Source organism: Pseudomonas sp. AIG, assembly GCF_977020205.1.
The window spans coordinates 47047-68683 of record NZ_CDROCK010000005.1 but is presented as its reverse complement, the minus strand read 5'-3'; the positions used below and the strand labels follow the sequence as shown (position 1 = coordinate 68683).

Below are 21637 nucleotides of genomic sequence, written 5' to 3'. Positions count from 1 at the left end.
GCTCCCACAATGGATATGTGTCGTTCACAACACTGTGGGAGCGAGCTTGCTCGCGAAGCTCTTAAAATTTCGTCATCACCGCCAATTCGAAGGTACGCGGTGTGCCCAGGTAATACGCCGGCGAAACATGTGCAAACTCGGCATACACCTCATTGGTCAGGTTACGCACGCGCCCGGTCACGGTGGTGTGCGAATCAACCTTGTAGCTGAGGTAACTGCCGAACAAGGTGTACGACGGCACGGTCATGGTGTTGGCCGTGTCCGCATACACCGACGCGACGTACCGCGCATCAACCCCACCTTGCCATTGCGGCGAAAAATCATAAGTCAGCCACAGATTGCCGACTCGATCGGGCACGTTGGTAGGCGTGTTGCCCTTGCGCGACACCACCACGCCAGCGGCATTTTTTTCGGTGAAGTCATCGTACTGCGCATCGACCCAGGCGAAGTTGCCTTCGGCCAATAGCTTGTCAGTGATCCGCAGCGAACTGGCGACTTCTATGCCTTTTGAGGTCTGCTGGCCGACCGGAATACTGCTGGTCGGGTCCAGCGGATCCGTCACGGCGAAGTCCTTTCGCTCAATCGTGTAGGCGGCAATCGTCGCCGAGCCGCGTCCGTTCAGATAATCGAATTTGCTGCCGATCTCCCATTGCTTGCCGGTCGAAACGTCGAAGTCCTGCGTGCCATTCGGTTGCTCGGCGGCGGTGCTGTATTGCACGTAGACGTTGGCCGACGGAATGAACTGGTAGGTCAAGCCAGCGCGGCCGGTGACTGGCTCCCAACTGCGCTTGAGGTGCTTGGGGTTGGCGGCGGTCACGGTGCGATGGTTGGTCACGTCGAGGTCAATATCGTCATAGCGCAAGCCGGTGAGCAGCGACAGTTTGTCGGTCAATGCCAAACGGTTTTCCACGAACAGTGCCTTGGTGGTGACCTCGTTGGTCTTGTCGCTGATCAGCTTGGGGTTGGTGCCGGGGATGTCGTAGAAATGCCCCGGACGATAATTGTTCGGGTCTACCGTGCTGGCACCTTTGACGTTCAGTGGCGAGTTGGTGGTCTGATTGACCTTGTATTCGAAGCCCCCCGACCACGTGGTGTCGAGACCGAACAGCGTGTTGTCGTGGCGCAGTTCGAACTGGTTGCCGTTCTGCTCGCCCTGATGGCGCACCTGATACGCAGTAGAACGATTAACCGCCGTGTTGTCGGCGTTGTACTGGTAGGTTTCGAGGTTGCGGTAATCGCGCTGACTGTCGAGGTGATACAGCGTGTTGCGCAGGGTGGTGTCGTCGTTGATCCGGTAGTCGATGATCGAGCGTACCCAGATCGTCCGCTGCTCGTAACGCCCATCCTCGACGTTGTAGTTGTTGAAGCGGTTGTGTTTATCGATCTTCAACTCGCCGGCCTTGGGATTGAGTACGGGCGTGCCCCAGTAAGGACTGTCTTCGTGTTCGTCCTGATATTCGAGGGCGAGGGTATGCGACAGGTCGGGCGTGAGATCGCTGAGCAGCGAGTACGCCACGCTCCAGGCATCGCGCTCCTGGCGGTCGATGTAGCCGTTGCTGGTGTTGTGGCTGACGTCGAGGCGCGCGTAGTGCTGCACGTCGGCGCCTGGCTCGGTGAGGGCGTGGTTGAGGCCGAACGCGGTTTCGGTGGTGTCGTAGGTGCCGTAGCTGACCCGCCCTTCAGCGGCCTGTTCATCTCGGGTGGCGAGTTTGGTCACGTAATTCAGCGAACCGCCCACTGAGCCTGCGCCATTGATCAGCGATGACGGGCCGCCGACCAGTTCAACGCGGTCATAGATCCACGAATCGACGGGGCGGGCGAGGCCGCCGGAAACGTTGATGCCATTGAACATCTGGGTGATCTGGCTGCTGGTGAAGCCACGGTAGGAGACGAATCCGCCGAAGCCCGGCGGCGCGCTGGCGTTGACCCCGGGCAGGGTGTTGGCGGCGTCCTGGAAGTTCTGCGCGCCGTGGCGTTCGATATCGTTGCGATTGGCGATGGCCACCGAAGCCGGTGTGTCACGCAGGCTCAAGCCGAGGCGTGAGGCCATGCCGCTGGATTGGTCGAGGCTCAGGCCCGGTTCTGCGCCGGACTCGCCATCGATGGTGATCGGCGCCAGATCCACGGTGGATTGCGCCCAGACGTTAACGGACAGGCAGCCGCACAGGCTCGCCAGTAGAGTGAGTTGTTTCATCATTGAATCCTGAATGCTTGTCTAGGAGCCAGCGCACAGGCGAACGCCGCGCGTTGGCGCAGTGGGCTGACAAATCAAAAGGTAGAGACACTCAGGCGAGCGGAGGGGCGCGGGGGTTGGCCGAAGGCCAGGTGAAGCGGGCAGGGAGGTCGGCGCTGACAATGGGTGCCAGCGGTGGGCTGTGTTGTTCCGGCAGGATCGCCAGCGTGAGGCTGGAGTTGAACGCCGGGCCCATGCCACCGCCGACCGAGCACAGCGGGCAACCAAACGCTTTGGACAGCGTTGGCAGTTGTTCTTCGGTGGGGTTGCTGGCGAGCGGCGCTTGAGTGGCCGGGTCGACTGTACAGAACTGACCGCCGATACCGTTCAGCTGCATGCCGACCATTTGTCCGTGACCGATGCTGCAGGCGAACACGTTGAACAGGACGCAGCAATAGAGCATCCAGGCCAGCAGTGAGCGATCGGAACGGGAGAATTTCATGGGGCGGCACTTTACCTTACCGCTGATCGGTCGTGCACTTGAAAAAAATCCGACTAGGATGGTTTGTTCAAATCCCTTTCCAAGGATTTCAACCATGACCTTTGTGTTGGCTCAATGGCTGGTGACAACGTTTGCGGTGATCGCCTTGATGCACGTGTATTGGGCGTTGGGTGGGCAATGGGCGGCGGCAGTAGTCGTGCCGCAGGTGCCAGTGCGCGGATTTGTCGCAACGGTGCGACCGGCGTTCAAGCCGTCGGGCTGGCTCACGTTGATCGTGGCGGCGGCGTTGCTGGTGATTGCGGCGTTGGTGTGCATGCGGGTTGGCTGGGGAGTGCCGGCGGTGACGCACAAGGCGCTGCAATGGGTGATCAGCGCGATTGCGCTGTTGATGTTTGCCCGGGCGATTGGTGATTCGAATCTGGTCGGATTCTTCAAGGAAGTGAAGGATTCGCGATTTGCGCGGCTGGACACTTGGGTGTATTCGCCGTTGTGTGCGGTGTTGGGGGCAGGGTTGCTGGCAGTGGCGTGGGTTTGAAACAGATCTGAAATTTGCGATGACTTGGCTAGCCCCTTCGCGAGCAGGCTCGCTCCCACAGTGATTTTGGGTGTTCACAGATGTGTGATTTCACCCAAAACCCTGTGGGAGCGAGCCTGCTCGCGAAAGGGCCAGTCCAGACACTGAAAACTCTGGACTAACTGCCGCTTTCAGTCCGGCGGCTACTGACCTCAGCCGGCACATCATCCCCAGCCATGCGCTTGCGGAACAACGCCGCCCGCGCCAACAGCAATGTGGTCACCGGTACGGTAATCGCCAGCAAAATCGGAATCAGCCAGGCATGTATGACCGGCCCGGATTTCAGCGCCGAAAAGCAGATGATCGACGCCAGTGCGACACACCATGCGCCCAGTGTCGAAGCCAGTGCCGGCGGGTGCATGCGCTGGAAGTAATCTTTCATGCGCAAAAGCCCGATCGCACCGATCAACGCAAATAGACCGCTGAGCACCAGCAGGATCGCCACCGGAATCTCGATCCACAGAGACAGTTCAGCATTCATTCGATCACCTCGCCACGCAGCAGGAATTTCGCCAGGGCAAACGAGCCGACGAAGCCGAACAGCGCAATCAGCAGCGCCGCTTCGAAGTAAGTGTCACTGGAATAACGAATGCCCAGGGTCAGCATCATCAGCATGGCGACGATGTACAGGTAATCCAGTGCCAAGACCCGATCCTGCGCCGACGGCCCTTTGAACAGACGCACCAGCGTCAGCACCATCGCCAGCGAGAACAGGAACAGCGTCAGCAGGATCGCGTTCGACAGTAATGGGCTCATTCGAAAATCTCCATCAACGGCCGCTCGTAGGTGCTCTTGAAGTGCTCGATGAATTGCGCTTCGTCATCCAGATCCCAGACGTGCAGCAACAGAATGCTGCGATCCAGCGCCAGTTCTGACCACACCGTGCCGGGCACCACCGTGCAGATCATCGCCAGCGTCGCCAGACCGTGGGCGTCGCGCAGCTCCAGCGGCACTTTGACAAAGCCTGAACGCGGCGGGCGACGACCCGCATTGAGCACGCCCCACGCGACGATAAGATTGGACATCACCACGTCACGACCGACGACCAGGAACAGCCGCAGGATCGTCCCCGGCCGGCGAATGCGCGCGCGTTTCGGACGCAATTTGCGCATCATCAGTGGTGCAGCGAATCCCAATATCGCGCCGAGCAAAAGGTTGCCCGGGCTGATCGACAGGTTCAGGGTCAGCCACAGGGCGCACAGTGCCAGCGACAACAACGGTGCAGGCAACACACGGTTCATGGCTGCACCTCCAGCATCGCGGCTTTGGCTTCCGGACTCGGCACAGCACGGGTGCCGAGCACTGCCATGACGTATTGCTGCGGGTTGTTCAGCGCGTCGGCGGTGGCCTGGGTGTAGCGCAGCAGGGGTTCAGCCTTGAAGGTCAGGACGATGCTCAGCCCCAGCAGCAGGAAGATCGGCGCGCATTCAAGTTTGCGCAGCAGGGGTGAAGGGCGCTCTTCGGGTGTCCAGAAACGCTGGATGCCGAGGCGCGAGAATGCCATCAACGACGCCAGCCCGGAGAGGATCAGCAGCGCCAGCAACGCCCAGGCCGCGTTGGAAATCGGCGCGCCCGTGCCCAGGCCCAGAGGGTTAAGCAAGGCGCCGATCAGGCTGAGTTTGCCGATAAATCCGGACAGCGGCGGCATGCCGATGATCAGCAGGGCGCAGGCGATGAAGCTCAGGCCGAGAAACGCCATGGTCCACGGGATGACCTGACCGACCACGGCTTTCTGCTCGTCATCAAGGTTGATGCCTTTCGGTGGTTGCAAGGATTCCTGCGGGCGCGGCAGCAATTCGCTTTCGTCTTCCAAGGGGATCTCGTTGGCCGAGCGCGAGCGTTCGATCAACTCGGCCAGCAGGAACAGCGCACTCAGTGCCAGCGTCGAGCTGACCACATAGAACAGCGCAGCGCCGATCAGGTTCGGTTGGGCGAACCCGATTGCCGACAACAGAATCCCTGCCGACACCAGAATGCTCAGGCTGGCCATGCGCTCCAGGCGTTGTGCGGCGAGAATTGCCAGCGCCGCGCAGGCCATGGTCGCCATGCCGCCGTAGATCAGCCAGTCGCCGCCAAAGAACGCGGACGCTCCCGCCTGGCCTGAGAACAGAAGGGTCCACAGGCGCAGCAGGGTGTAGACGCCGACCTTGGTCATGATCGCGAACATCGCCGCCACCGGTGCACTGGCCGAGGAGTAGGCTGGCACCAGCCAGAAGTTCAGCGGCCACATGCCGGCCTTGGCCAGGAACGCGACGGCGAGAATCCCCGCACCGGCGTGGAGCAAGCCACGGTCGGCTTCCGGCACCAACGGAATCTTCAGCGCCAGATCGGCCATGTTCAGCGTACCTGTCACGCCATAGATCAGCGCGGCGCCAATCAGGAACAGCGATGAGGCAAGCAGGTTGATCGAAATGTAATGCACCCCCGATGACCCCCGCGCCCGCCCCGAGCCGTGCAACAACAGGCCATAGGACGCGGCGAGCAACACTTCGAAGAACACGAACAAATTGAACAGGTCAGCGGTCAGGAACGCGCCATACAAGCCCATCAACTGAATCTGGAACAGTGCGTGGAAGCTCGACCCGGCGCCGTCCCAACGGGCCATGGCAAACAGCAAAGCGCTGACGCCGATGATCCCGGTCAGCACCAGCATCAGCGCCGACAGGCGATCGACCACCAGCACAATGCCGAACGGCGCCTGCCAGTTGCCCGGCAGGTAAACGCCGATCGAACCGGGCACGCCAGTGGTTTGCGTCCATTGCAGCAGCATCACCGAAATGAACAGGCCGACGAGGCTGGAGAACAGGTTGATTTTCGCCTTCAGCGGTCGGTGCCGTTCGCCGAGCATCAGCATGATGGCGGCGGTCAGCAGCGGCAGCAGAATCGGTGCGGCGATCAGGTGAGTCATCGCCATCATTCTTTAGGCTCCCGGCCGTCGACGTGGTCGGTGCCGGTCAGGCCGCGCGAGGCGAGCAGAACGACGAGGAACAGCGCGGTCATGGCGAAGCTGATGACGATCGCGGTGAGTACCAGTGCCTGTGGCAACGGGTCGGTGTAGTGCAGCAAGTCTTGCGTGACGCCATCCTTGATCACCGGCTCCTTGCCGATGAACAGGCTGCCCATGCTGAAGATGAACAGGTTGACGCCATACGACAGCAGGCACAGGCCCATGACCACCTGAAACGTCCGTGGGCGCAGGATCAGCCAGACGCCGGACGCGGCGAGCACGCCGATGGCGATTGCGATGACTTCTTCCATCAGACGGCTCCTTTGCTGGCGACGGATTTTGGCAGCGATGCAGTCTTGTGACCCCGCACCGATTGGTGGGCGAGGGCGGTGAGGATCAGCAGCGTCGAGCCGACCACTACGCCATACACGCCAATGTCGAAGAACAGCGCGCTGGCGATATGGATGTCACCCAGCACTGGCAAGGTGAAATGCCAGGTGTGCGTGGTCAGGAACGGATAACCGGCGACCATCGCGCCCAGGCCGGTGGCGGTGGCGAAGAGTAAGCCGGTGCCCATCCAGCGCAGCGGCCGCAGGCTCATTTGCGCCTCGACCCACTGTGTACCGGCGACCATGTATTGCAGGATGAACGCCACCGACATCACCAGCCCGGCAACAAAACCGCCGCCCGGTTGGTTGTGCCCGCGCATGAACAGGTAGAACGACACCACCAGGGCAATCGGCAACAGCAGGCGCACCAGCACGGCCGGCACCATCATGAAGCCGAGTGCGGTGTCGCTCGCTGAACGCGGGTTGACCAGGTCGGTGACCACGTCCGGCGCCAGCAAGCGTTGCTGGGCTGGCAGCTGCAGGCTTTCTTTCGGCGGGCGGAAGCGGCGCAGCAGGGCGAATACGGTCAGGGCCACGGCGACCAGTACGGTGATTTCACCGAGGGTGTCGAAGCCACGGAAATCCACCAGCATCACGTTGACCACGTTGCTGCCGCCGCCTTCGGGCATGGCGCGGCTGAGATAGAACGAGGAAATGTCGTTCGGCGTCTGCCGCGTGAGCATGGCGTAGGACAGCAGCGCCATGCCGCCGCCGACGGCAATCGACAGCAGCAAGTCGCGCAGACGACGAATCCGCGCCTTGCGCAGGCTGCTTGGCAGTGGCGAGACTTCTTCGATACGGCGTGGCAACCAGCGCAGGCCGAGCAGGATCAGCACCGTGGTGACCACTTCGACGGCCAGTTGCGTCAGCGCCAGGTCGGGCGCGGAGAACCAGACGAACGTCACGCAGGTCATCAAGCCGCAGACGCTGACCATGGTCAGGGCGGCGAGACGGTGATACTTGGCCTGCCACGCGGCGCCGAGGGCACAGGCAATCGCCAGCAGCCAAAGAGTCACGAAAACGACCGATCCGGGAATCTTCGGCCGGTCGCCCCAGCTCAGGCTGCTGTGCAGCATCGGAATCAGGCCGGCAAGTACCGCCGCCAATACCATCAGGAACAATTGCATCTGCAGACGCTTGGTGCCCAGACGCCGCTCGACGCGTCGGGCCATGCGCATCATCACCACCAGACTGCGCTCGAACAGGCGCTTGCCATTGAAGCGGCCTACCAGCGGCGGGTATTTGAAACGGCCGAGTTTGAACTGGTTGCGCAGCAACAGGTAGACGACGATGCCGCCGGACATGGCGATCAGGCTCATGATCATCGGCGCGTTCAGGCCGTGCCAGATTGCCAGGCTGTATTCCGGCAGCGTGCCGCCAACCACGGGCAACGCGGCGGCGGCGAGCAACGGGCCGACGATCTGCGCAGGGAAAATACCCACCAGCAAGCAAGTGAACACCAGCAATTCTACCGGTGCCCGCATCCAGCGCGGCGGTTCGTGCGGGGTGTGCGGCAGATCAGTGGCTGGCGGACCGAAGAACACATCGACGGTGAAACGCAGCGAGTAGGCAACGCTGAATGTACCGGCGATGGTCGCGACAATCGGCAGCGCCGCTTCAACCCACGCCGTGGCGTTGATGAACACGGTTTCGGCGAAGAACATTTCTTTCGACAGAAAGCCGTTAAGCAGCGGCACGCCTGCCATCGAGGCGCTGGCAACCATGGCCAGCGTCGCGGTGAACGGAATCAGTTTGATCAGGCCGCTGAGTTTGCGGATATCGCGGGTGCCGCTTTCATGGTCGATGATGCCTGCGGCCATGAACAGCGAAGCCTTGAACGTAGCGTGGTTGAGGATGTGGAACACCGCCGCCACGGCAGCCAGCGGACTGTTCAGGCCCAGCAACAGGGTGATCAAGCCGAGATGGCTGATAGTCGAGTAAGCGAGCAGACCTTTGAGGTCGTTCTGGAACATCGCGCAATAGGCGCCAAGCAACAGTGTACACGCGCCGGCCCCGCTGACGATGTAGAACCATTCTTCACTGCCAGACAGCGATGGCCACAGACGCGCGAGCAGGAACACCCCGGCTTTGACCATGGTTGCCGAATGCAGATAGGCAGAAACCGGTGTCGGCGCCGCCATTGCGTGCGGCAACCAGAAGTGGAAAGGGAACTGCGCACTTTTGCTGAGTGCGCCGATAAGAATGAGGGGTAAAAGAATAGGGTAGAGGGCATGTGCGCGAATTAGATCGCCGGCGGCCAGGACCTTGTCGAGGTCATAGCTGCCGACGACATGGCCGAGAATCATGACCCCCGCCAGCAGACATAACCCGCCGGCACCGGTGACCATCAGTGCCATGTAAGCGCCGCGACGAGCATCGGCGCGATGGTGCCAATAGCCGATCAACAGGAATGAAAAGAGACTGGTCAGCTCCCAGAAAAACACCATCTGAATCAGGTTTCCCGAAATCACCAGACCGAGCATGGCGCCCATGAACGCCAGGAAGAAGGCAAAGAAACGCGGCACCGGATCGTCCGGCGACATGTAATAACGGGCATATAAAGCGACGAGGGTGCCGATGCCGAGAACGAGCATCGAGAAAAGCCAGGCGAAACCGTCCATGCGCAAAACGAAGTTCAGACCGAGGCTGGGCAGCCACATGAATTCTTCGCGGATCACGCCGCCGTGGGCAATTTGCGGGTACAACATCGCGACCTGAACGGTGCCGATCAAAGCGACCAGACCTGCCAGCAGGGATTCGGTATTACGCGCATTGTGTGGCAGCACCGCTGCCAGACAGCTGCCAATGAATGGCAGAAGCAGTAGAACTATCAGGGACATAGGCTTCTAATCTGCGGAAGTTTGTGAAGCATCATACGTGCCAGCTCCCCGATCACCAACCGCCAGGATGTCTCAGAATCCTACAAAGTAGTCTGGAATTTTCTGTTTGGCATTGTTTCAGGTAGATGGATGTTGCTTGGGATGGCCTCATCGCGAGCAGGCTCACTCCTACAGGGGGAACGTATTTCAAGTGTAGGAGTGAGCCTGCTCGCGATAGCAATAATTCAGACTGTGAAGATTTCGGAGCTTTATTCCTGCGTTTCCCGCTCCAATTCGGCTTCGGCTTCGGCTTCGGCAACCTTCCCCTTGGTCTTCAACTCACTGACAATCACCGCCGCCACAATCAACCCCGCGCCCACCAGCGCAATCGCCGGCAACCGCTCCCCGGCAATCCGCCCGACAATCCCGGCCCATACCGGCTCACCGGCGTAGATCAATGTCGCCCGGGTTGGCGAAACACTCTTCTGTGCCCAGTTCATCGCCACCTGAATCGCCGCACTTGCTGCGCCCAGCCCCAGCGCGGTCACCAGCAGAGTCCAGGAAAAATCCGGAAGCATTTCCCCGGTCGGCACTACCAACAGGAACGACAGTACGGACGTGGTTGCCAGTTGCACGACGGTGACTCGACGCACATCGACCTGGCCGGCATAAGTGCTGATCAGAATGATCTCGGCCGCGATCGCAATGGCGCTGATCAACGTGGCTATTTCACCCGGACTGAAATTCAGCGCAGCCCCGGACGGCCCCGACAGCAACATCAGCCCGGTAAACGCCAGCATGATGCCGATGCTCGGCATCAACCCGGGGCGCCGCCCGAGCACCAGCCATTGCAGCAATGGCACGAACGGCACATACAACGCGGTGATGAACGCCGACTGACTGCTCGGGATCGTTTGCAAACCGACCGTCTGCAAGCCGTAACCGAGCATGATCGCCACGCCGATGAACGCGCCGGCCTTGAGTTCGAACAGGGTCAGTTCGCGCAGATGCCGCCAAGAGAACAGCGCCACGATACAAGCCGCCGCCGCAAAACGCAGACCGACAAAAAACATCGGCCCGCTGACCGTCATCGCATGCTGAACCAACAGAAAGGTGCCGCCCCAGACCATGGTGATCAGCACCAGCACGCACTCGGCTTTGCTGAAACGAGAGAAACGTAGGGGAGTGGGAGAGCTGTTCTGCGACGTCATGACCTTGCGCACTATAAAAAGGAGGCCGCACAATGCGCCCAACGTTGCGCAGTATACTGCCCAACCTCACCGAGTGAGCAATATAGTGCACAAAGATTCAACGCAACGGGCGTCCGTCCTGCAACACGTCAGCCTGAATGTGCGACGTCTACGCCATGCCGCCGACATGAGCCAGACCGCGCTGGCGGAAAAATCCGGGGTCAGCCGACGCATGCTGGTGGCGATCGAGGCGGGCGAAAAGAACGTCAGCCTGACCACGCTTGATCGCGTTGCCGAGGCGCTCGATGTGGCGTTCAGCGATCTGATCCAGGCGCCGGATGCCCGTGATCCAAGCCGCATCAACGAGGTGGCATGGGCGGGAACGATCCCCGGCAGTAAAGCGGTGCTGCTCTCCAAGGCCACGGCCACTCGCGAAGTCGAGCAATGGGAATGGTGCCTGCAACCGGGCGAGGTCTACCCGTCGCAAGCGGATGCCGAGGGCTGGAGCGAGCAGATTTTCGTGTTTGAGGGATGCCTGACGCTGATGCTCGGCGATCAGCCGCAGCACATCGGTACTGGGGAGTTTTTCATGTTTGCCAGTAACCAGCCGCACTCCTATCGCAATGATGGCGATGTTGCGGCGCGGTTTGTGCGCAATGTCGTTATTTGATTGGTGGCAACCATTCGTCGGATAGTGGCTTGAACCTGTAATTTCTGACAGTAGACGGTCAAACACCGTTCGACTCCAATGTAATCGCAGTGAATTTCATTGGATATCTGAAAAGGAGTTACAAAATGCTTGACGCACTCAGAATCAACGAAGCAGTGGATGGTGTCATTAACCTGAAGGACATTGGTGAATCCGCGACTGCGATTATTCCTCCTGTGGAACGTCCGTTACCTGGCGACGTGGCTGACGTCTACATCGGAAAGGATGGAGCAAAGCTGGGAACGGCAACGATGACGGCGGAGGGGGGTGTATTAGCCATCTCCAGGGAGGTTTTACTGAAATATTCAGGCAACATCGACACCCCGTTTTACTACATCTTCTTTGACGGTCAACTCGGAAATCCATACCCTTCGATGGAAGCTTTGTACAAGATCGCTTAGAACCTCAACGTAAAAATAGTTGAGTTCAGGTAGAGCCGCCCGTCTGGTCTACCAGTCGGGCTTTGATCCCTCCCGAGTGTTAAGCAAAACCAGCTGATAAGAGGAGCGATTTAGCATACTGTTACCCTGAATAACGCCTCTTAGTAAAAAGCTATGCGTGAGCAGATCCACACGGAGTCATCCGTTTCTTTGCGTTTTGCAGACGTTCTGATCATCGGCGGCGGCCTCAGCGGCACGATGCTGGCGGTGCAGTTGTTGCGTCTACCCGGCCGGCGCAAGGTCCTGATCATTGAGCCGCGTAATGAATTGGGACGCGGCGAGGCCTACAGTGCAGTCGAGCTGGGCCACACACTCAACGGCAACGCGGCGCGCATGAGCGTCGATCCGGATAATCCTGATGATCTGACGCAATGGCTGACCGAGCACATTGCCGGCGGAGGCTGGCCGGAGTCTGCAGAGCAGAACGTACCGGTCAGCGAACTGTTCCCGCCGCGTGGTTTGTTTGGTGTCTATGTGCAACAGCGTCTGGCCGAAGCGCGCACTGTCGGGGCGCGTTATGGTTCGAGCGTTGAACACATTCGAGCGGAAGTCGTCGATCTGCAGGTCGATGCCGATTCGGTGCAGCTTACGCTGAGCAATGGTCAGTCATTGTCTGGAGTCTGCGCAGTGCTGGCGACTGGAATGTTCCCTGCCGCACGAACTCCGCAGAAAGCTTCCAGTGGCCTCAACGCCGCCGCCCTCGATCCCTGGGATGTCGCGGCCATGCGCCAGCTCGATCCGCAATCCACCGTGATGATCATCGGCTCCGGCCTGACCATGGTCGATGCCGTGGTTTCGCTGGAGCAGGCCGGGCATCGCGGGCCGATCGAAGTCTTTTCCCGACATGGCTTGCTGCCCCACGTGCGCCGACAACCGCCGGTTTGGATCGACTTTCTTGGCAGCGATCACAGCCTGCGTACGCCACGACAGTTGTTGCGTGAATTGCGTCGGCAATGCCGGGCAGCCATCGCACAAGGTATCGATTGGCAGGCGCCGCTGGACACGGTGCGGGTGCACATAGCCCGGCTGTGGAGTCAGGCGACTGACCAGCAGCGTCGACAATTCGTACGGCATGTGCGGCCGTGGTGGGAAAGCCACCATCACCGTTCACCGCCGTTGAGCGCGAAGCTGGTTGAGCGATTGCACAAAGAAGGGCGATTGCGGATTCAGGCAGCTTCGTTCAAAGGGCTGGAGCCGAGTGCGGAAGGTTACGTGAGTATTCGTATTCGACGTCGCGGTGAGTCGCAAACCTGCGTGGTGCAGGGCGCCGCGCTGATCAATTCCAGTGGCATCGAGTACGACTGGCGCCGGGTGGCGCGACCGTTGCCGCAGCAGTTGCTGGTGCGTGGTCTGGTGCAGCCGGGGCCGTTGGCATTGGGAATCGCGGCGGCAGTGGATGGCGCGGTACTGGATGCCGAGGGGCGTGCGGCTAGCCGATTGTTTGCCATGGGACCACCGTTACGCGGGATGTGGTGGGAGAGTACGGCGGTGACGGATGTGGCGTTGCAGGCCAAGGCGTTGGCGATGCGGTTGGTGGGTTGAGGTTGTTCTTTCGGGCCTCTTCGCGAGCAGGGGATTCAGTTTGTAAACACCATTTGTGCCACACCGCAGCACCTGTAGGAGTGAGCCTGCTCGCGATAGCGGTGGTTCAGTCAATAAAAAGGTGACTGATATATCGCTATCGCGAGCAGGCTCACTCCTACAAGGTCAGGTGGTAGCTAAAATATTACGCGACCACTCGATAACACGGCACATACGCCGCGCCACCCGGCAACTTCATCCGGTGCTGGGCGACGAAGGCTTTGAGCAGCGCATCGAGCGGTTGCATGATCGCCGCATCACCACGGATCTGGTATGGCCCGTGTTCTTCGATCAGGCGAATGCCTTTGTCCTTGACGTTGCCAGCGACAATGCCGGAAAACGCCCGACGCAGGTTCGCCGCCAGTTCGTGCGGTGGCTGGTCGCGGTGCAGTTTCAGGTTGGCCATGTTTTCGTGGGTCGGATCGAACGGACGCTGGAAGCCTTCGTCGATTTTCAGCAGCCAGTTGAAGTGGAACGCGTCGTTGCGCTCGCGACGGAACTGCTTCACCGCTTTCAGCCCCTGAGTCATCTGCCGCGCCACTTCGGCCGGGTCGTCGATGATGATTTCGTAATGCTGCTTGGCCGCTTCGCCGAGGGTGGCGATGACGAAAGCGTCGAGTTGTTCCAGATACGGCGCGGCATGTTTCGGCCCCGTGAGGATAACCGGGAATGGCAGCCCTTCATTGTCCGGGTGCATGAGGATGCCGAGCAAATAAAGGAATTCCTCAGCCGTACCGGCGCCGCCCGGGAAGATGATGATGCCGTGGCCGACACGCACGAAGGCTTCCAGACGTTTTTCGATGTCCGGCAGGATCACCAGCTCATTGACGATCGGGTTCGGCGCTTCGGCGGCGATGATGCCCGGCTCGGTCAGGCCGAGATAACGACCGCCGTGAATACGCTGTTTGGCGTGGGCGATGGTCGCGCCTTTCATCGGGCCTTTCATCACGCCAGGGCCGCAGCCGGTGCAGATGTCGAGGCTGCGCAGGCCGAGTTCGTGGCCGACTTTCTTGGTGTATTTGTATTCTTCAGTGTTGATCGAGTGACCGCCCCAGCACACGACGATTTTCGGCTCGACGCCCGGACGCAAAGTGCGCGCATTGCGCAGCAGGTGGAAAACGTAGTCGCTGATGCCTTGCGAGGTGCTCAGGTCGATGCGTTGGCTGTCGAGTTCGTTTTCGGTGTAGACAATGTCGCGCAGGGCGCTGAAGAGCATTTCGCGGGTGCTGGCGATCATCTCGCCGTCGACGAAGGCATCGGCCGGAGCGTTCAGCAGCTCCAGGCGTACGCCGCGGTCCTGTTGGTGAATGCGGATTTCGAAGTCCTTGTAGGCTTCGAGGATGGTCTTGGCGTTGTCGACATGGGCGCCGGTGTTGAGAATGGCCAGGGCGCACTGGCGGAAGAGGGTGTAAGTGCTGCCGGATCCTGCTTCGCTCAGTTGCTGGACTTCACGTTGAGAAAGGGTTTCCAGGCTGCCTTTCGGGCTGACCGAGGCATTGATTACGTGTCGTTGGGTCATGCAATGATCCTTAAAACGATGTCATCTCAAGACTAGGCGATGGCATCCGAATAGTGTGTATCCAAGAATGAAGATGGCACGATCTGCGCTGTACCGCCATGTCCCCGTTGGACGCGGAAATGATGAAAAGGAGCCCCAGCATAGCTAAATCCGTCGCAGAGGCGATAATGCGCCGGCCGGTTTTTTCAGTTACCCCTTTTGTCGCCCAAGGAAGTCATTTGTGATGTTCGAGATTCAGCCGATGGATGCCGCAACCTTTCGCCAGCAGACCCGACGCAGCACGATCATCATTGCCGTGCTGTTCCTGGTGCTGGCGATGTTGTTCTCGAGCGTGGCGGTGGCGTTGTTCGGCGAACCTGGCGGCGATAACCTGCGCTTCAATGTCGGCGGGGTTTTTCTGGCATTTCTGCTGACTGCGGCATTACTGCGCGGGCGTTTCTGGAATCAGAGCTGGATGGCGCCAGCGGTATACAGCTGGCGGCTCAAGCGCAGCCTGATGAGCATCACCAATGTGATGCATCAGGTGACGGCGGCGGTGGAGCAGAATGATCCGACGGCGATGAAGGTGCTGCGCTTCTACCATCTCGGGCTGACACAAATGCACGAACTGGACGGCAACTCCAGCGATCACGGGCAACTGTGGCGCGAAGTTGAAGCGCATAAGGAACGCATGCAGGCGCAGGGGCTCGACACTGAGCAGACGCGTCTGGATCCGGCCTGGCTGGAAACCCTGAAGCAGACGCGGCGCTGATTAGAGCGCTCGACGCAGCCTCCACGAACGGATCAAGCGACCATACACCAGCAGGTTGACCGCCAGCACCACGCTGCCGAGCGCCAGTTGAATCTGCGGGGTGAGCCCGGCCGGGTAGATGACCGGCCAGATGTAATGCTCGATGAAGCCGCCGGCGTATTCGGTCTGCCCGGCCGCATGGCGCATAAGGTTTTCCCAGTAGGTCAGCGGACAAGTCAGGTGCAGCACCTCGACCATCACGCCCCAGGTGGCGGCGGGTAAATGCAACCACATCAAACGTGGCCATTTGAGCACCAGCAGCCCGCCAAACAGCACGAACAAAATAAATGACAAATGAAACAGCACCAGCCCGTCGGCTGCGATTCGGTACAGCATGTCGTCTCCCTGACGCGATTGTGAATGGCGCTATGTTACGCCGGTCAGGGGATTAATCGTCAGTACGAAAATCAGCGAATTCCGCGCGCATCCGGCCGTTGTGTTTGGCCTGGTAGAGCAGTTTGTCGACGCGCTCGACAAAATGCAGCGAATCGCTTTCGGCGCTCGCCTGCGTAGTGCCCGCGCCGAGGCTCAGACTCAACAGCGACGACACCGGTGATTGAGCATGAGCGATCTGCTGTTGGCAGATCAGGTGCAGGCATTTTCGGGCGACCAGGCGCGCCGATTCGGCATCGGTTTCCGGCAGCAGCCAGACAAATTCTTCACCGCCGATCCGGGCAATGAAATCCCGAGGACGATTGGCCGCCAGCGCCAGGGTCTTGGCCACCTGGCGCAGGCATTCATCACCTTTGATGTGGCCGTAATGGTCGTTGTACTGCTTGAAGTAGTCGATATCGAGGATCAGCAGCGACAGCGGCAATCCCGTGCGTTGGGCGTTAAGCCATTCGCGTTCGAGGACGGTGTCGAACATGCGCCGGTTGGCAATGCCGGTCAGACCATCCTGAAACGAATACTCTTCCAGTTGTTTCTGCAGGCGGATCAGGTGTTCTTCGGTTTTCTTGCGCTCGCTGATATCGAACATGAACCCGACCAGCGCTTCGACTTCGCCGTCCTTGCGCACCACGTGCACGACGTCACGGATCCACACGTAGTCGCCGGTGCTGGTGAGGGCGCGATAATCGGCTTCGTGGTCGACCCCGGCACGCGACTGCGACACACAAAACTCCACCACGTAATCGCGATCATCCGGGTGCATGCGCTCGACCCAGTCGTTGACCCCGACCCAACTGTCCTGCTGCCAGCCGAGCAGGGCTTCGATCTGCGGGCCGATGTAGCTGAAGGTCATGGTTTTCCAGTCGATTCGCCACGGGATGGCTTGGGTCGATTCCAGCAGAGTCTTGTACACGTCGCTGTCGATGGCGGTCATGGCAGGGCATGGTCTCGTGGGGGAAAATGCAGCGCCAGCATGTTGTTGGCCATCCTCGGTTGCAAGCGGCTTGCCGATGAACGGTTGCATTCGGTTGATTTCCCACAAGTGCGCAAGATTGTTCAAGCCAGAAAAGCGAATTTGCTGGCACAGTCGCCGACCGTTTTCCTGGTTGAAGAACGTTTATGTCTGACTCAGTAATGCCACGCAGTGCGTTCCTTCGTGGCGCTGTGGCGATCATGCCGTTGTCTCTGGCCACCGCGCCGTGGGGGCTGCTGGCCGGTTCCATGGCGATCGAAGCCAATCTCACGCCGCTGCAAGGTCAAGGTCTGTCGAGCATCGTGTTTGCCGGTGCCGCGCAGTTAGTAGCGATCGGCATGCTCAAGGGCGGCGCGGGGATTTTCTCGATTCTGCTGACCACGTTGCTGCTGACGTCGCAGCACTTGCTGTATGGCATGAGCATGCGCTCGGTGATTTCACCGCTGCCGGGGCGCTGGCGAATCGGTTTGGGCTTTTTGCTCACCGATGAGTTGTTTGCGCTGACCAGTCAGCATGACCGTCAGCAGTTCAATCGCTGGTATGCGTTGGGCGTCGGCCTGACGTTCTACCTCGCGTGGAATCTGTTCACCCTGGCCGGCATCGTCCTCGGCAGCAGCATTCCGGGGCTTGAGCATCTGGGGCTGGACTTCTCGATTGCCGCCACGTTTATCGCGTTGATCACGCCGGTGGTGCGTAACGTGCCGACGGTGGTGTGTGTGGTGGTTTCGTTGTTCTGCTCCGTGCTGTTCAGCTATTGGCAATGGGGCTCGGCACTGGTGTTGTCCGGGCTGGCGGGAATGACCGCCGGGTTTATCTGCAACAAGCTGTATCGGGAGCGCACATGATGGTTTGGGTAGTTATTTTCGGCATGGGGCTCCTCGTTTTTCTCAACCGCTACGTGTTTCTCGAGCCGCGTTTACCGGTACGTTTAAGTAGCAATGCGCGGCAGTTTCTCGGGTTTGCGGTTCCCGGAATGCTCACCGCCATTTGCGGGCCGATTGTCTTCATGCCCGACAAACAGCTGAATCTGCAGTGGGATAACCCGTATCTGCTTAGTTCACTGGTCGCGATCGCACTGGTGATATATACGCGCAGCACTTTGCTCAGCATGTTGCTGAGCATGGCGTTCTTCTTTCTGCTGCGCTGGTGGTTGTAAGTGGTCCGCTTGAAACTGTTCTACGCTTTAGGGATGAAGGTTTACTGATAAAAGGAGGCGCGCATGGCGACTGAGCAAAAGCATCCAGAGACGGATGAGCAAGAGACTGATGAGCCGACTGAAGAGGAAATCGAGCGGGAGAAGCACAAGGAACAAACCTGGAAGCATGATGACGGCCGGGAGCTGTCAGTTCCGGATCGCAAGTTTTAATTGATTTATACGAAAAAGCCCCGCATTTGCGGGGCTTTTTCGTGGTTTCAAAGATCGTCCAGCTGCGTGAAATCGGGGTGTGAGGCTCGAAATCCCAAGGTTCGGTCGATCCACGCATTGAGCTCGTTGACCATCACCGGCGGGTGGCCGGGATACGCTTCGAGGGTGGTGCGCAGGGTCTGTTCGATATCGGGTACGGAACGCAGGTTTCGGGTCTTGATGTAGTGGCCGATAAAACAGTCGAGTTCAAAGCGTTCTGTCATCGACAGATAAATACACTCCAGGCCGCTGACCTGTTTGATTGCAAAATCGTCGCGCAACTTATTTCTCTGCAAGGCTTGTAGAAGTTGTGGGGAATTCCTGATTTGTTGACTCTTTGGTCAACTGGTATACCAATCGGAAATGCGGCGCGCATGCTATCCGTAGTGCTTCTAAATGTATGTATGACGGTTGAAATGTCAGACAGGCGGTTAGTTCATTCGAACGTCTGTTTCATCATCGGTGTTTCGTCGTTGAAACACCCGGTGTAACGCTGTGGATTCAAAGCTTTGGCCGTTTTTTTAATAACGTGCCGCTCCGGGAAATATTTAGCCGGCGGGTTCAATCAATTCGGCGCCCTGATTGCGCGAGTTACCGACAGCTTTGCCGACTTTGTGCCACTCGAACACTTCGCTGCCTTCACCTTCGAACAGCAACATTTGTTCGGCACGCTCGATGGGCGTCGCTGGATCGAGCCATTCGTGCACTAGATCTGCGCGCAACACCAGCGGTCGGCGATCATGGATATCGAGCATGCCGCCGATGGCATCGGCGGTGATGATGACGAAACCGTCGTCATCCCGAGCCGCTGTTTCGGCTGTCGGAAATTGTCCGATGGCCGCGCAGAAAACTGGACCGTGATCCGCGCGACGGATCAGCCACGGTTGGCGGGTTTTGTCCTCGGCGTTGACCCATTCAAACCAGTTATCGACCGGCACAATCAAACGATGGCGCCAGATCGCCCGGAAGAACGGGCCATGGGCGACTTTCTCGACGCGGGCATTGATGGGTGCGGGGCGATCCCTGGCCCAGTGCGGGCGCCAGCCCCAACGCAGATTGTCGGCATGCAGCTGTTGCCCTTGTTGATGCAGGACGGCCAGCGCAGTGGTCGGCGCCGCGTTGTAGCGATCAAGCGATGCATCGCCGACGTGATTGATCAACGCGTCGGGAATGCTCAGCACCGCGACAAAGTCGTGAATGCCACGGTACTGCGAGAGTCTTCCGCACATGGGCTGAATCTCCGGAGGGAGATTTCAGCTTAGTCGCTGGCGTCCTGACCGGTGAACGTGTCGCGCCATTTCAACCAGCGACGTTCGAGCATGGCCAGCAAGCCGTCGCTGAGTTTGCCGAGCAAGGCGAGCACGATGATCGCGGCCAGCACGATGTCCGGCCGCGAGGTTTCCCGACCGTCACTGAGCAGATAACCCAGGCCCTTGGTCGCCGCGATCAACTCCGCCGCGACGAGAAACATCCACGCCAGGCTCATGCCGCTGCGTAACCCGGTAAACAGGCCGGGCAGGGCGGCCGGCAGCAAGATCCGTCGTACCAGTTGCAAGCGGCTGAAGCCGTAGATGCGGCCGACTTCCACCAGTTTGCGATCAATATTGCGAATGGCCGCGACGACGTTGACGTACACCGGAAAAAACGCGCCGATGGCAATCAAGACGATTTTCGACGTCTCGTCGATGCCCAGCCACAACAGCAGCAGTGGCACCCAGGCCAGGCTCGGAATCGAGCGCAGGGCGGCGAACGTTGGCTCCAGATAGGCCTCGGCTTCACGGCTCAAACCGACCCAGGCAGCAAACACCAATGCCAGACTGGCGCCAATGGCAAAACCCAGCAACACCCGAATCAGGCTGGCGCCAATATGCTTCCACAACGCGCCTTCGGCGAGGTCGGTGAGGGTCAGGGCGATCTCGCTCGGCGCTGGCATCTGGTAGGACGGCAGCCAACCGATGCGTACGATAATTTCCAGCGCGACGATGATCAGTAGCGGCAGGGCCAGGCCTTTGCAGCGGCGTTGCCACGTCGAATTCAAACTCGCAGGACGCTGGCGCGGTACGGCAAGTGGCGCGGGCAAGTCTTTGCTGTGAGTGGTCATGGTCTTGGCTCCGCTCACGACAAATCCGCGACAGGCGCGGATTTATCGTGAGACTGATCGATTACTGGTGGGCGACGGCTTGCTGCACACCGCTGTCGAGCAATTGATCGATGACTTGATCGACATTCACCCCTCGGCGCACCAATTCCTCGGAGACCAGAATCGGCGCCGCTGCCTTGGAGGCGCTGATGTCCTGCTGAGTGAGTTGCGGGCTGCTCAGGTCGGTGCGCGACAGTTGCAACTTGGCTACGTCCAGCGGCAAACCGGATTCCTTGGCCAACAGGGCGGCGAATTCATCGGGGTTTTTCAATGCCCAGTCGCGCGCCTGTTCATAGGCCTTGATCACGCTGTCGATGGTCTGCGGGTGTTCCTTGGCGTACTGCTCGGTGACGCTGACCACGCCGTAACTGTTGAACGCCGGGTTGCGGTAGAGCAGGCGCGAACCGGCCTGCACCTGACTGGCGGCCATGTGCGGATCGAGTCCGGCCCAGGCGTCGACATCGCCTTTTTCCAGCGCGGTGCGGCCATCCGGGTGTTGCAGATGGACCAGTTCGACATCGTCTTTTTTCAGTCCGGCCTGTTGCAGGCTGCGCAGGGTAAACAAGTACGGGTCGGTGCCCTTGGTGGCGGCGATCTTTTTGCCCTTGAGGTCGGCGACGGTCTGATACGGCGAATCCTTGCGCACCACCAGCGCTGTCCATTCGGCGCGGCTGTAGACGTAGACGGATTTGATCGGGCTGCCATTGGCCCGACTCAGCACGGCCGCCAGGCTGGCGCTGGAAGCGAAATCCACGCCGCCACTGTTGAGGTATTCCAGCGAACGGTTGCTGCCTTGGCTCAGTACCCAACTGACCTTGGTTTGCGGCAAAGCCTTTTCGAGGAAGCCGAAGTGCTTGAGCACCAGACTGACCGGTGAGTAATAGGCGTAGTCGAGATGCACTTCCGCTGGCGCGGTCTCACTCGCGTGGGCGAACGGTTGCAGACTCAGCATCACAGCGCTGGCGGCCAGCAGTGTTTTGAAATGAGCAAAGAACGATGTCATGGAGCGCTCCGGCAAAGGCACAGGTTTCTTATGTCCAAAAAGATATTTTTATCGAATGCTTCCTGCATGAATGGAATATTGCAGGCTCTGTGC

At 59.5% G+C, this 21637-nt stretch carries 25 protein-coding genes; 9 read left to right on the top strand and 16 right to left on the bottom strand.

Features of this window, described 5'->3' with window-relative positions; all coding sequences use genetic code 11:
• Positions 1–61: 61 nt before the first annotated feature.
• Both ACWR1S_RS05130 and ACWR1S_RS05125 read right to left on the bottom strand, forming a co-directional pair.
• On the bottom strand, positions 62–2194 hold the full coding sequence (locus ACWR1S_RS05130; protein ID WP_454562663.1) for a TonB-dependent receptor: 2133 nt from the start codon (positions 2192–2194) through the stop codon (positions 62–64).
• Between the two features lie 91 nt (positions 2195–2285).
• Complete coding sequence (locus tag ACWR1S_RS05125; protein WP_016982997.1) at positions 2286–2675, bottom strand: DUF2946 domain-containing protein; 390 nt, start codon at positions 2673–2675, stop codon at positions 2286–2288.
• 94 nt (positions 2676–2769) lie between these two features.
• Between ACWR1S_RS05125 and ACWR1S_RS05120 the strand changes: the two genes are divergently transcribed.
• The gene (locus tag ACWR1S_RS05120) at positions 2770–3210 is read left to right on the top strand and encodes a DUF3995 domain-containing protein (protein WP_212622368.1); all 441 of its coding nucleotides are present in this window, start codon (positions 2770–2772) and stop codon (positions 3208–3210) included.
• A gap of 157 nt (positions 3211–3367) precedes the next feature.
• Here the strand turns inward: ACWR1S_RS05120 and ACWR1S_RS05115 are convergent, their stop codons facing one another.
• The 7 genes from ACWR1S_RS05115 to ACWR1S_RS05085 all read right to left on the bottom strand — a co-directional run bounded on the left by ACWR1S_RS05115 (position 3368) and on the right by ACWR1S_RS05085 (position 10615).
• A complete protein-coding gene (locus ACWR1S_RS05115) occupies positions 3368–3730 on the bottom strand; it encodes a Na+/H+ antiporter subunit G (protein WP_007910752.1) in 363 nt (120 codons plus the stop codon).
• A complete protein-coding gene (locus ACWR1S_RS05110; protein WP_007910754.1) occupies positions 3727–4005 on the bottom strand; it encodes a K+/H+ antiporter subunit F in 279 nt (92 codons plus the stop codon). The genes ACWR1S_RS05115 and ACWR1S_RS05110 overlap by 4 nt, the downstream gene beginning before the upstream one ends.
• Positions 4002–4490, bottom strand: a complete 489-nt coding sequence (locus ACWR1S_RS05105; RefSeq protein ID WP_454562662.1) for a Na+/H+ antiporter subunit E — start codon at positions 4488–4490, stop codon at positions 4002–4004. The genes ACWR1S_RS05110 and ACWR1S_RS05105 overlap by 4 nt, the downstream gene beginning before the upstream one ends.
• Positions 4487–6166: a monovalent cation/H+ antiporter subunit D gene (locus tag ACWR1S_RS05100; protein ID WP_454562661.1), complete on the bottom strand. Its 1680-nt coding sequence runs from the start codon at positions 6164–6166 to the stop codon at positions 4487–4489. The genes ACWR1S_RS05105 and ACWR1S_RS05100 overlap by 4 nt, the downstream gene beginning before the upstream one ends.
• On the bottom strand, positions 6163–6507 hold the full coding sequence (locus tag ACWR1S_RS05095) for a Na+/H+ antiporter subunit C (RefSeq protein WP_007910763.1): 345 nt from the start codon (positions 6505–6507) through the stop codon (positions 6163–6165). The genes ACWR1S_RS05100 and ACWR1S_RS05095 overlap by 4 nt, the downstream gene beginning before the upstream one ends.
• Positions 6507–9425, bottom strand: coding sequence for a monovalent cation/H+ antiporter subunit A (locus ACWR1S_RS05090; protein ID WP_454562660.1), 2919 nt, complete (start codon positions 9423–9425; stop codon positions 6507–6509). The genes ACWR1S_RS05095 and ACWR1S_RS05090 overlap by 1 nt, the downstream gene beginning before the upstream one ends.
• 248 nt (positions 9426–9673) lie before the next feature.
• A complete protein-coding gene (locus ACWR1S_RS05085) occupies positions 9674–10615 on the bottom strand; it encodes a DMT family transporter (RefSeq protein WP_454562659.1) in 942 nt (313 codons plus the stop codon).
• An 85-nt stretch (positions 10616–10700) separates the two neighbouring features.
• On the opposite strand from ACWR1S_RS05085, the gene ACWR1S_RS05080 reads away from it, so the two are divergent.
• From ACWR1S_RS05080 to ACWR1S_RS05070, 3 genes are all read left to right on the top strand, one after another.
• Positions 10701–11264 carry a helix-turn-helix domain-containing protein gene (locus tag ACWR1S_RS05080; protein WP_160057355.1) on the top strand — a complete coding sequence of 188 codons (564 nt, stop codon included), beginning with the start codon at positions 10701–10703 and terminating at the stop codon, positions 11262–11264.
• 125 nt (positions 11265–11389) lie between these two features.
• Positions 11390–11704 (top strand): hypothetical protein, encoded by a 315-nt coding sequence (locus ACWR1S_RS05075; protein ID WP_454562658.1) that lies wholly within the window; start codon positions 11390–11392, stop codon positions 11702–11704.
• A gap of 153 nt (positions 11705–11857) precedes the next feature.
• Positions 11858–13285 carry an FAD/NAD(P)-binding protein gene (locus tag ACWR1S_RS05070; protein ID WP_454562657.1) on the top strand — a complete coding sequence of 476 codons (1428 nt, stop codon included), beginning with the start codon at positions 11858–11860 and terminating at the stop codon, positions 13283–13285.
• Positions 13286–13469: 184 nt separating this feature from the next.
• On the opposite strand, the gene ppnN is transcribed toward ACWR1S_RS05070, so the two are convergent.
• Positions 13470–14843: a nucleotide 5'-monophosphate nucleosidase PpnN gene (ppnN, locus tag ACWR1S_RS05065; RefSeq protein ID WP_103303432.1), complete on the bottom strand. Its 1374-nt coding sequence runs from the start codon at positions 14841–14843 to the stop codon at positions 13470–13472.
• Between the two features lie 223 nt (positions 14844–15066).
• Between ppnN and ACWR1S_RS05060 the strand changes: the two genes are divergently transcribed.
• Positions 15067–15594, top strand: coding sequence for a DUF3087 domain-containing protein (locus ACWR1S_RS05060; RefSeq protein ID WP_454562656.1), 528 nt, complete (start codon positions 15067–15069; stop codon positions 15592–15594).
• Here the strand turns inward: ACWR1S_RS05060 and ACWR1S_RS05055 are convergent, their stop codons facing one another.
• Positions 15595–15969 carry a DUF2784 domain-containing protein gene (locus tag ACWR1S_RS05055; protein ID WP_242206309.1) on the bottom strand — a complete coding sequence of 125 codons (375 nt, stop codon included), beginning with the start codon at positions 15967–15969 and terminating at the stop codon, positions 15595–15597.
• Positions 15970–16021: 52 nt separating this feature from the next.
• Entirely contained in the window at positions 16022–16957 is a 936-nt protein-coding gene (locus ACWR1S_RS05050; protein WP_454562655.1) for a GGDEF domain-containing protein, read from the bottom strand.
• Between the two features lie 39 nt (positions 16958–16996).
• On the opposite strand from ACWR1S_RS05050, the gene ACWR1S_RS05045 reads away from it, so the two are divergent.
• The 4 genes from ACWR1S_RS05045 (at position 16997) to ACWR1S_RS05030 (ending at position 18362) form a co-directional block, all read left to right on the top strand.
• The gene (locus ACWR1S_RS05045) at positions 16997–17158 is read left to right on the top strand and encodes a hypothetical protein (RefSeq protein WP_454562654.1); all 162 of its coding nucleotides are present in this window, start codon (positions 16997–16999) and stop codon (positions 17156–17158) included.
• The gene (locus ACWR1S_RS05040; RefSeq protein ID WP_454562653.1) at positions 17143–17841 is read left to right on the top strand and encodes an AzlC family ABC transporter permease; all 699 of its coding nucleotides are present in this window, start codon (positions 17143–17145) and stop codon (positions 17839–17841) included. The genes ACWR1S_RS05045 and ACWR1S_RS05040 overlap by 16 nt, the downstream gene beginning before the upstream one ends.
• Positions 17841–18152, top strand: a complete 312-nt coding sequence (locus ACWR1S_RS05035; protein WP_454562749.1) for an AzlD domain-containing protein — start codon at positions 17841–17843, stop codon at positions 18150–18152. The genes ACWR1S_RS05040 and ACWR1S_RS05035 overlap by 1 nt, the downstream gene beginning before the upstream one ends.
• Positions 18153–18215: 63 nt before the next feature.
• Complete coding sequence (locus tag ACWR1S_RS05030) at positions 18216–18362, top strand: hypothetical protein (RefSeq protein WP_454562652.1); 147 nt, start codon at positions 18216–18218, stop codon at positions 18360–18362.
• A 47-nt stretch (positions 18363–18409) separates the two neighbouring features.
• Here ACWR1S_RS05030 and ACWR1S_RS05025 read toward each other — a convergent pair whose 3' ends face one another.
• The 4 genes from ACWR1S_RS05025 to ACWR1S_RS05010 form a co-directional block, all read right to left on the bottom strand.
• A complete protein-coding gene (locus ACWR1S_RS05025) occupies positions 18410–18682 on the bottom strand; it encodes a hypothetical protein (protein WP_242206298.1) in 273 nt (90 codons plus the stop codon).
• 267 nt (positions 18683–18949) lie between these two features.
• Positions 18950–19630, bottom strand: coding sequence for an SOS response-associated peptidase (locus ACWR1S_RS05020; protein WP_454562651.1), 681 nt, complete (start codon positions 19628–19630; stop codon positions 18950–18952).
• A 29-nt stretch (positions 19631–19659) separates the two neighbouring features.
• A complete protein-coding gene (locus tag ACWR1S_RS05015; protein WP_454562650.1) occupies positions 19660–20502 on the bottom strand; it encodes an ABC transporter permease in 843 nt (280 codons plus the stop codon).
• Positions 20503–20563: 61 nt separating this feature from the next.
• Positions 20564–21544, bottom strand: coding sequence for an aliphatic sulfonate ABC transporter substrate-binding protein (locus tag ACWR1S_RS05010; RefSeq protein WP_454562649.1), 981 nt, complete (start codon positions 21542–21544; stop codon positions 20564–20566).
• Positions 21545–21637 lie beyond the last annotated feature (93 nt).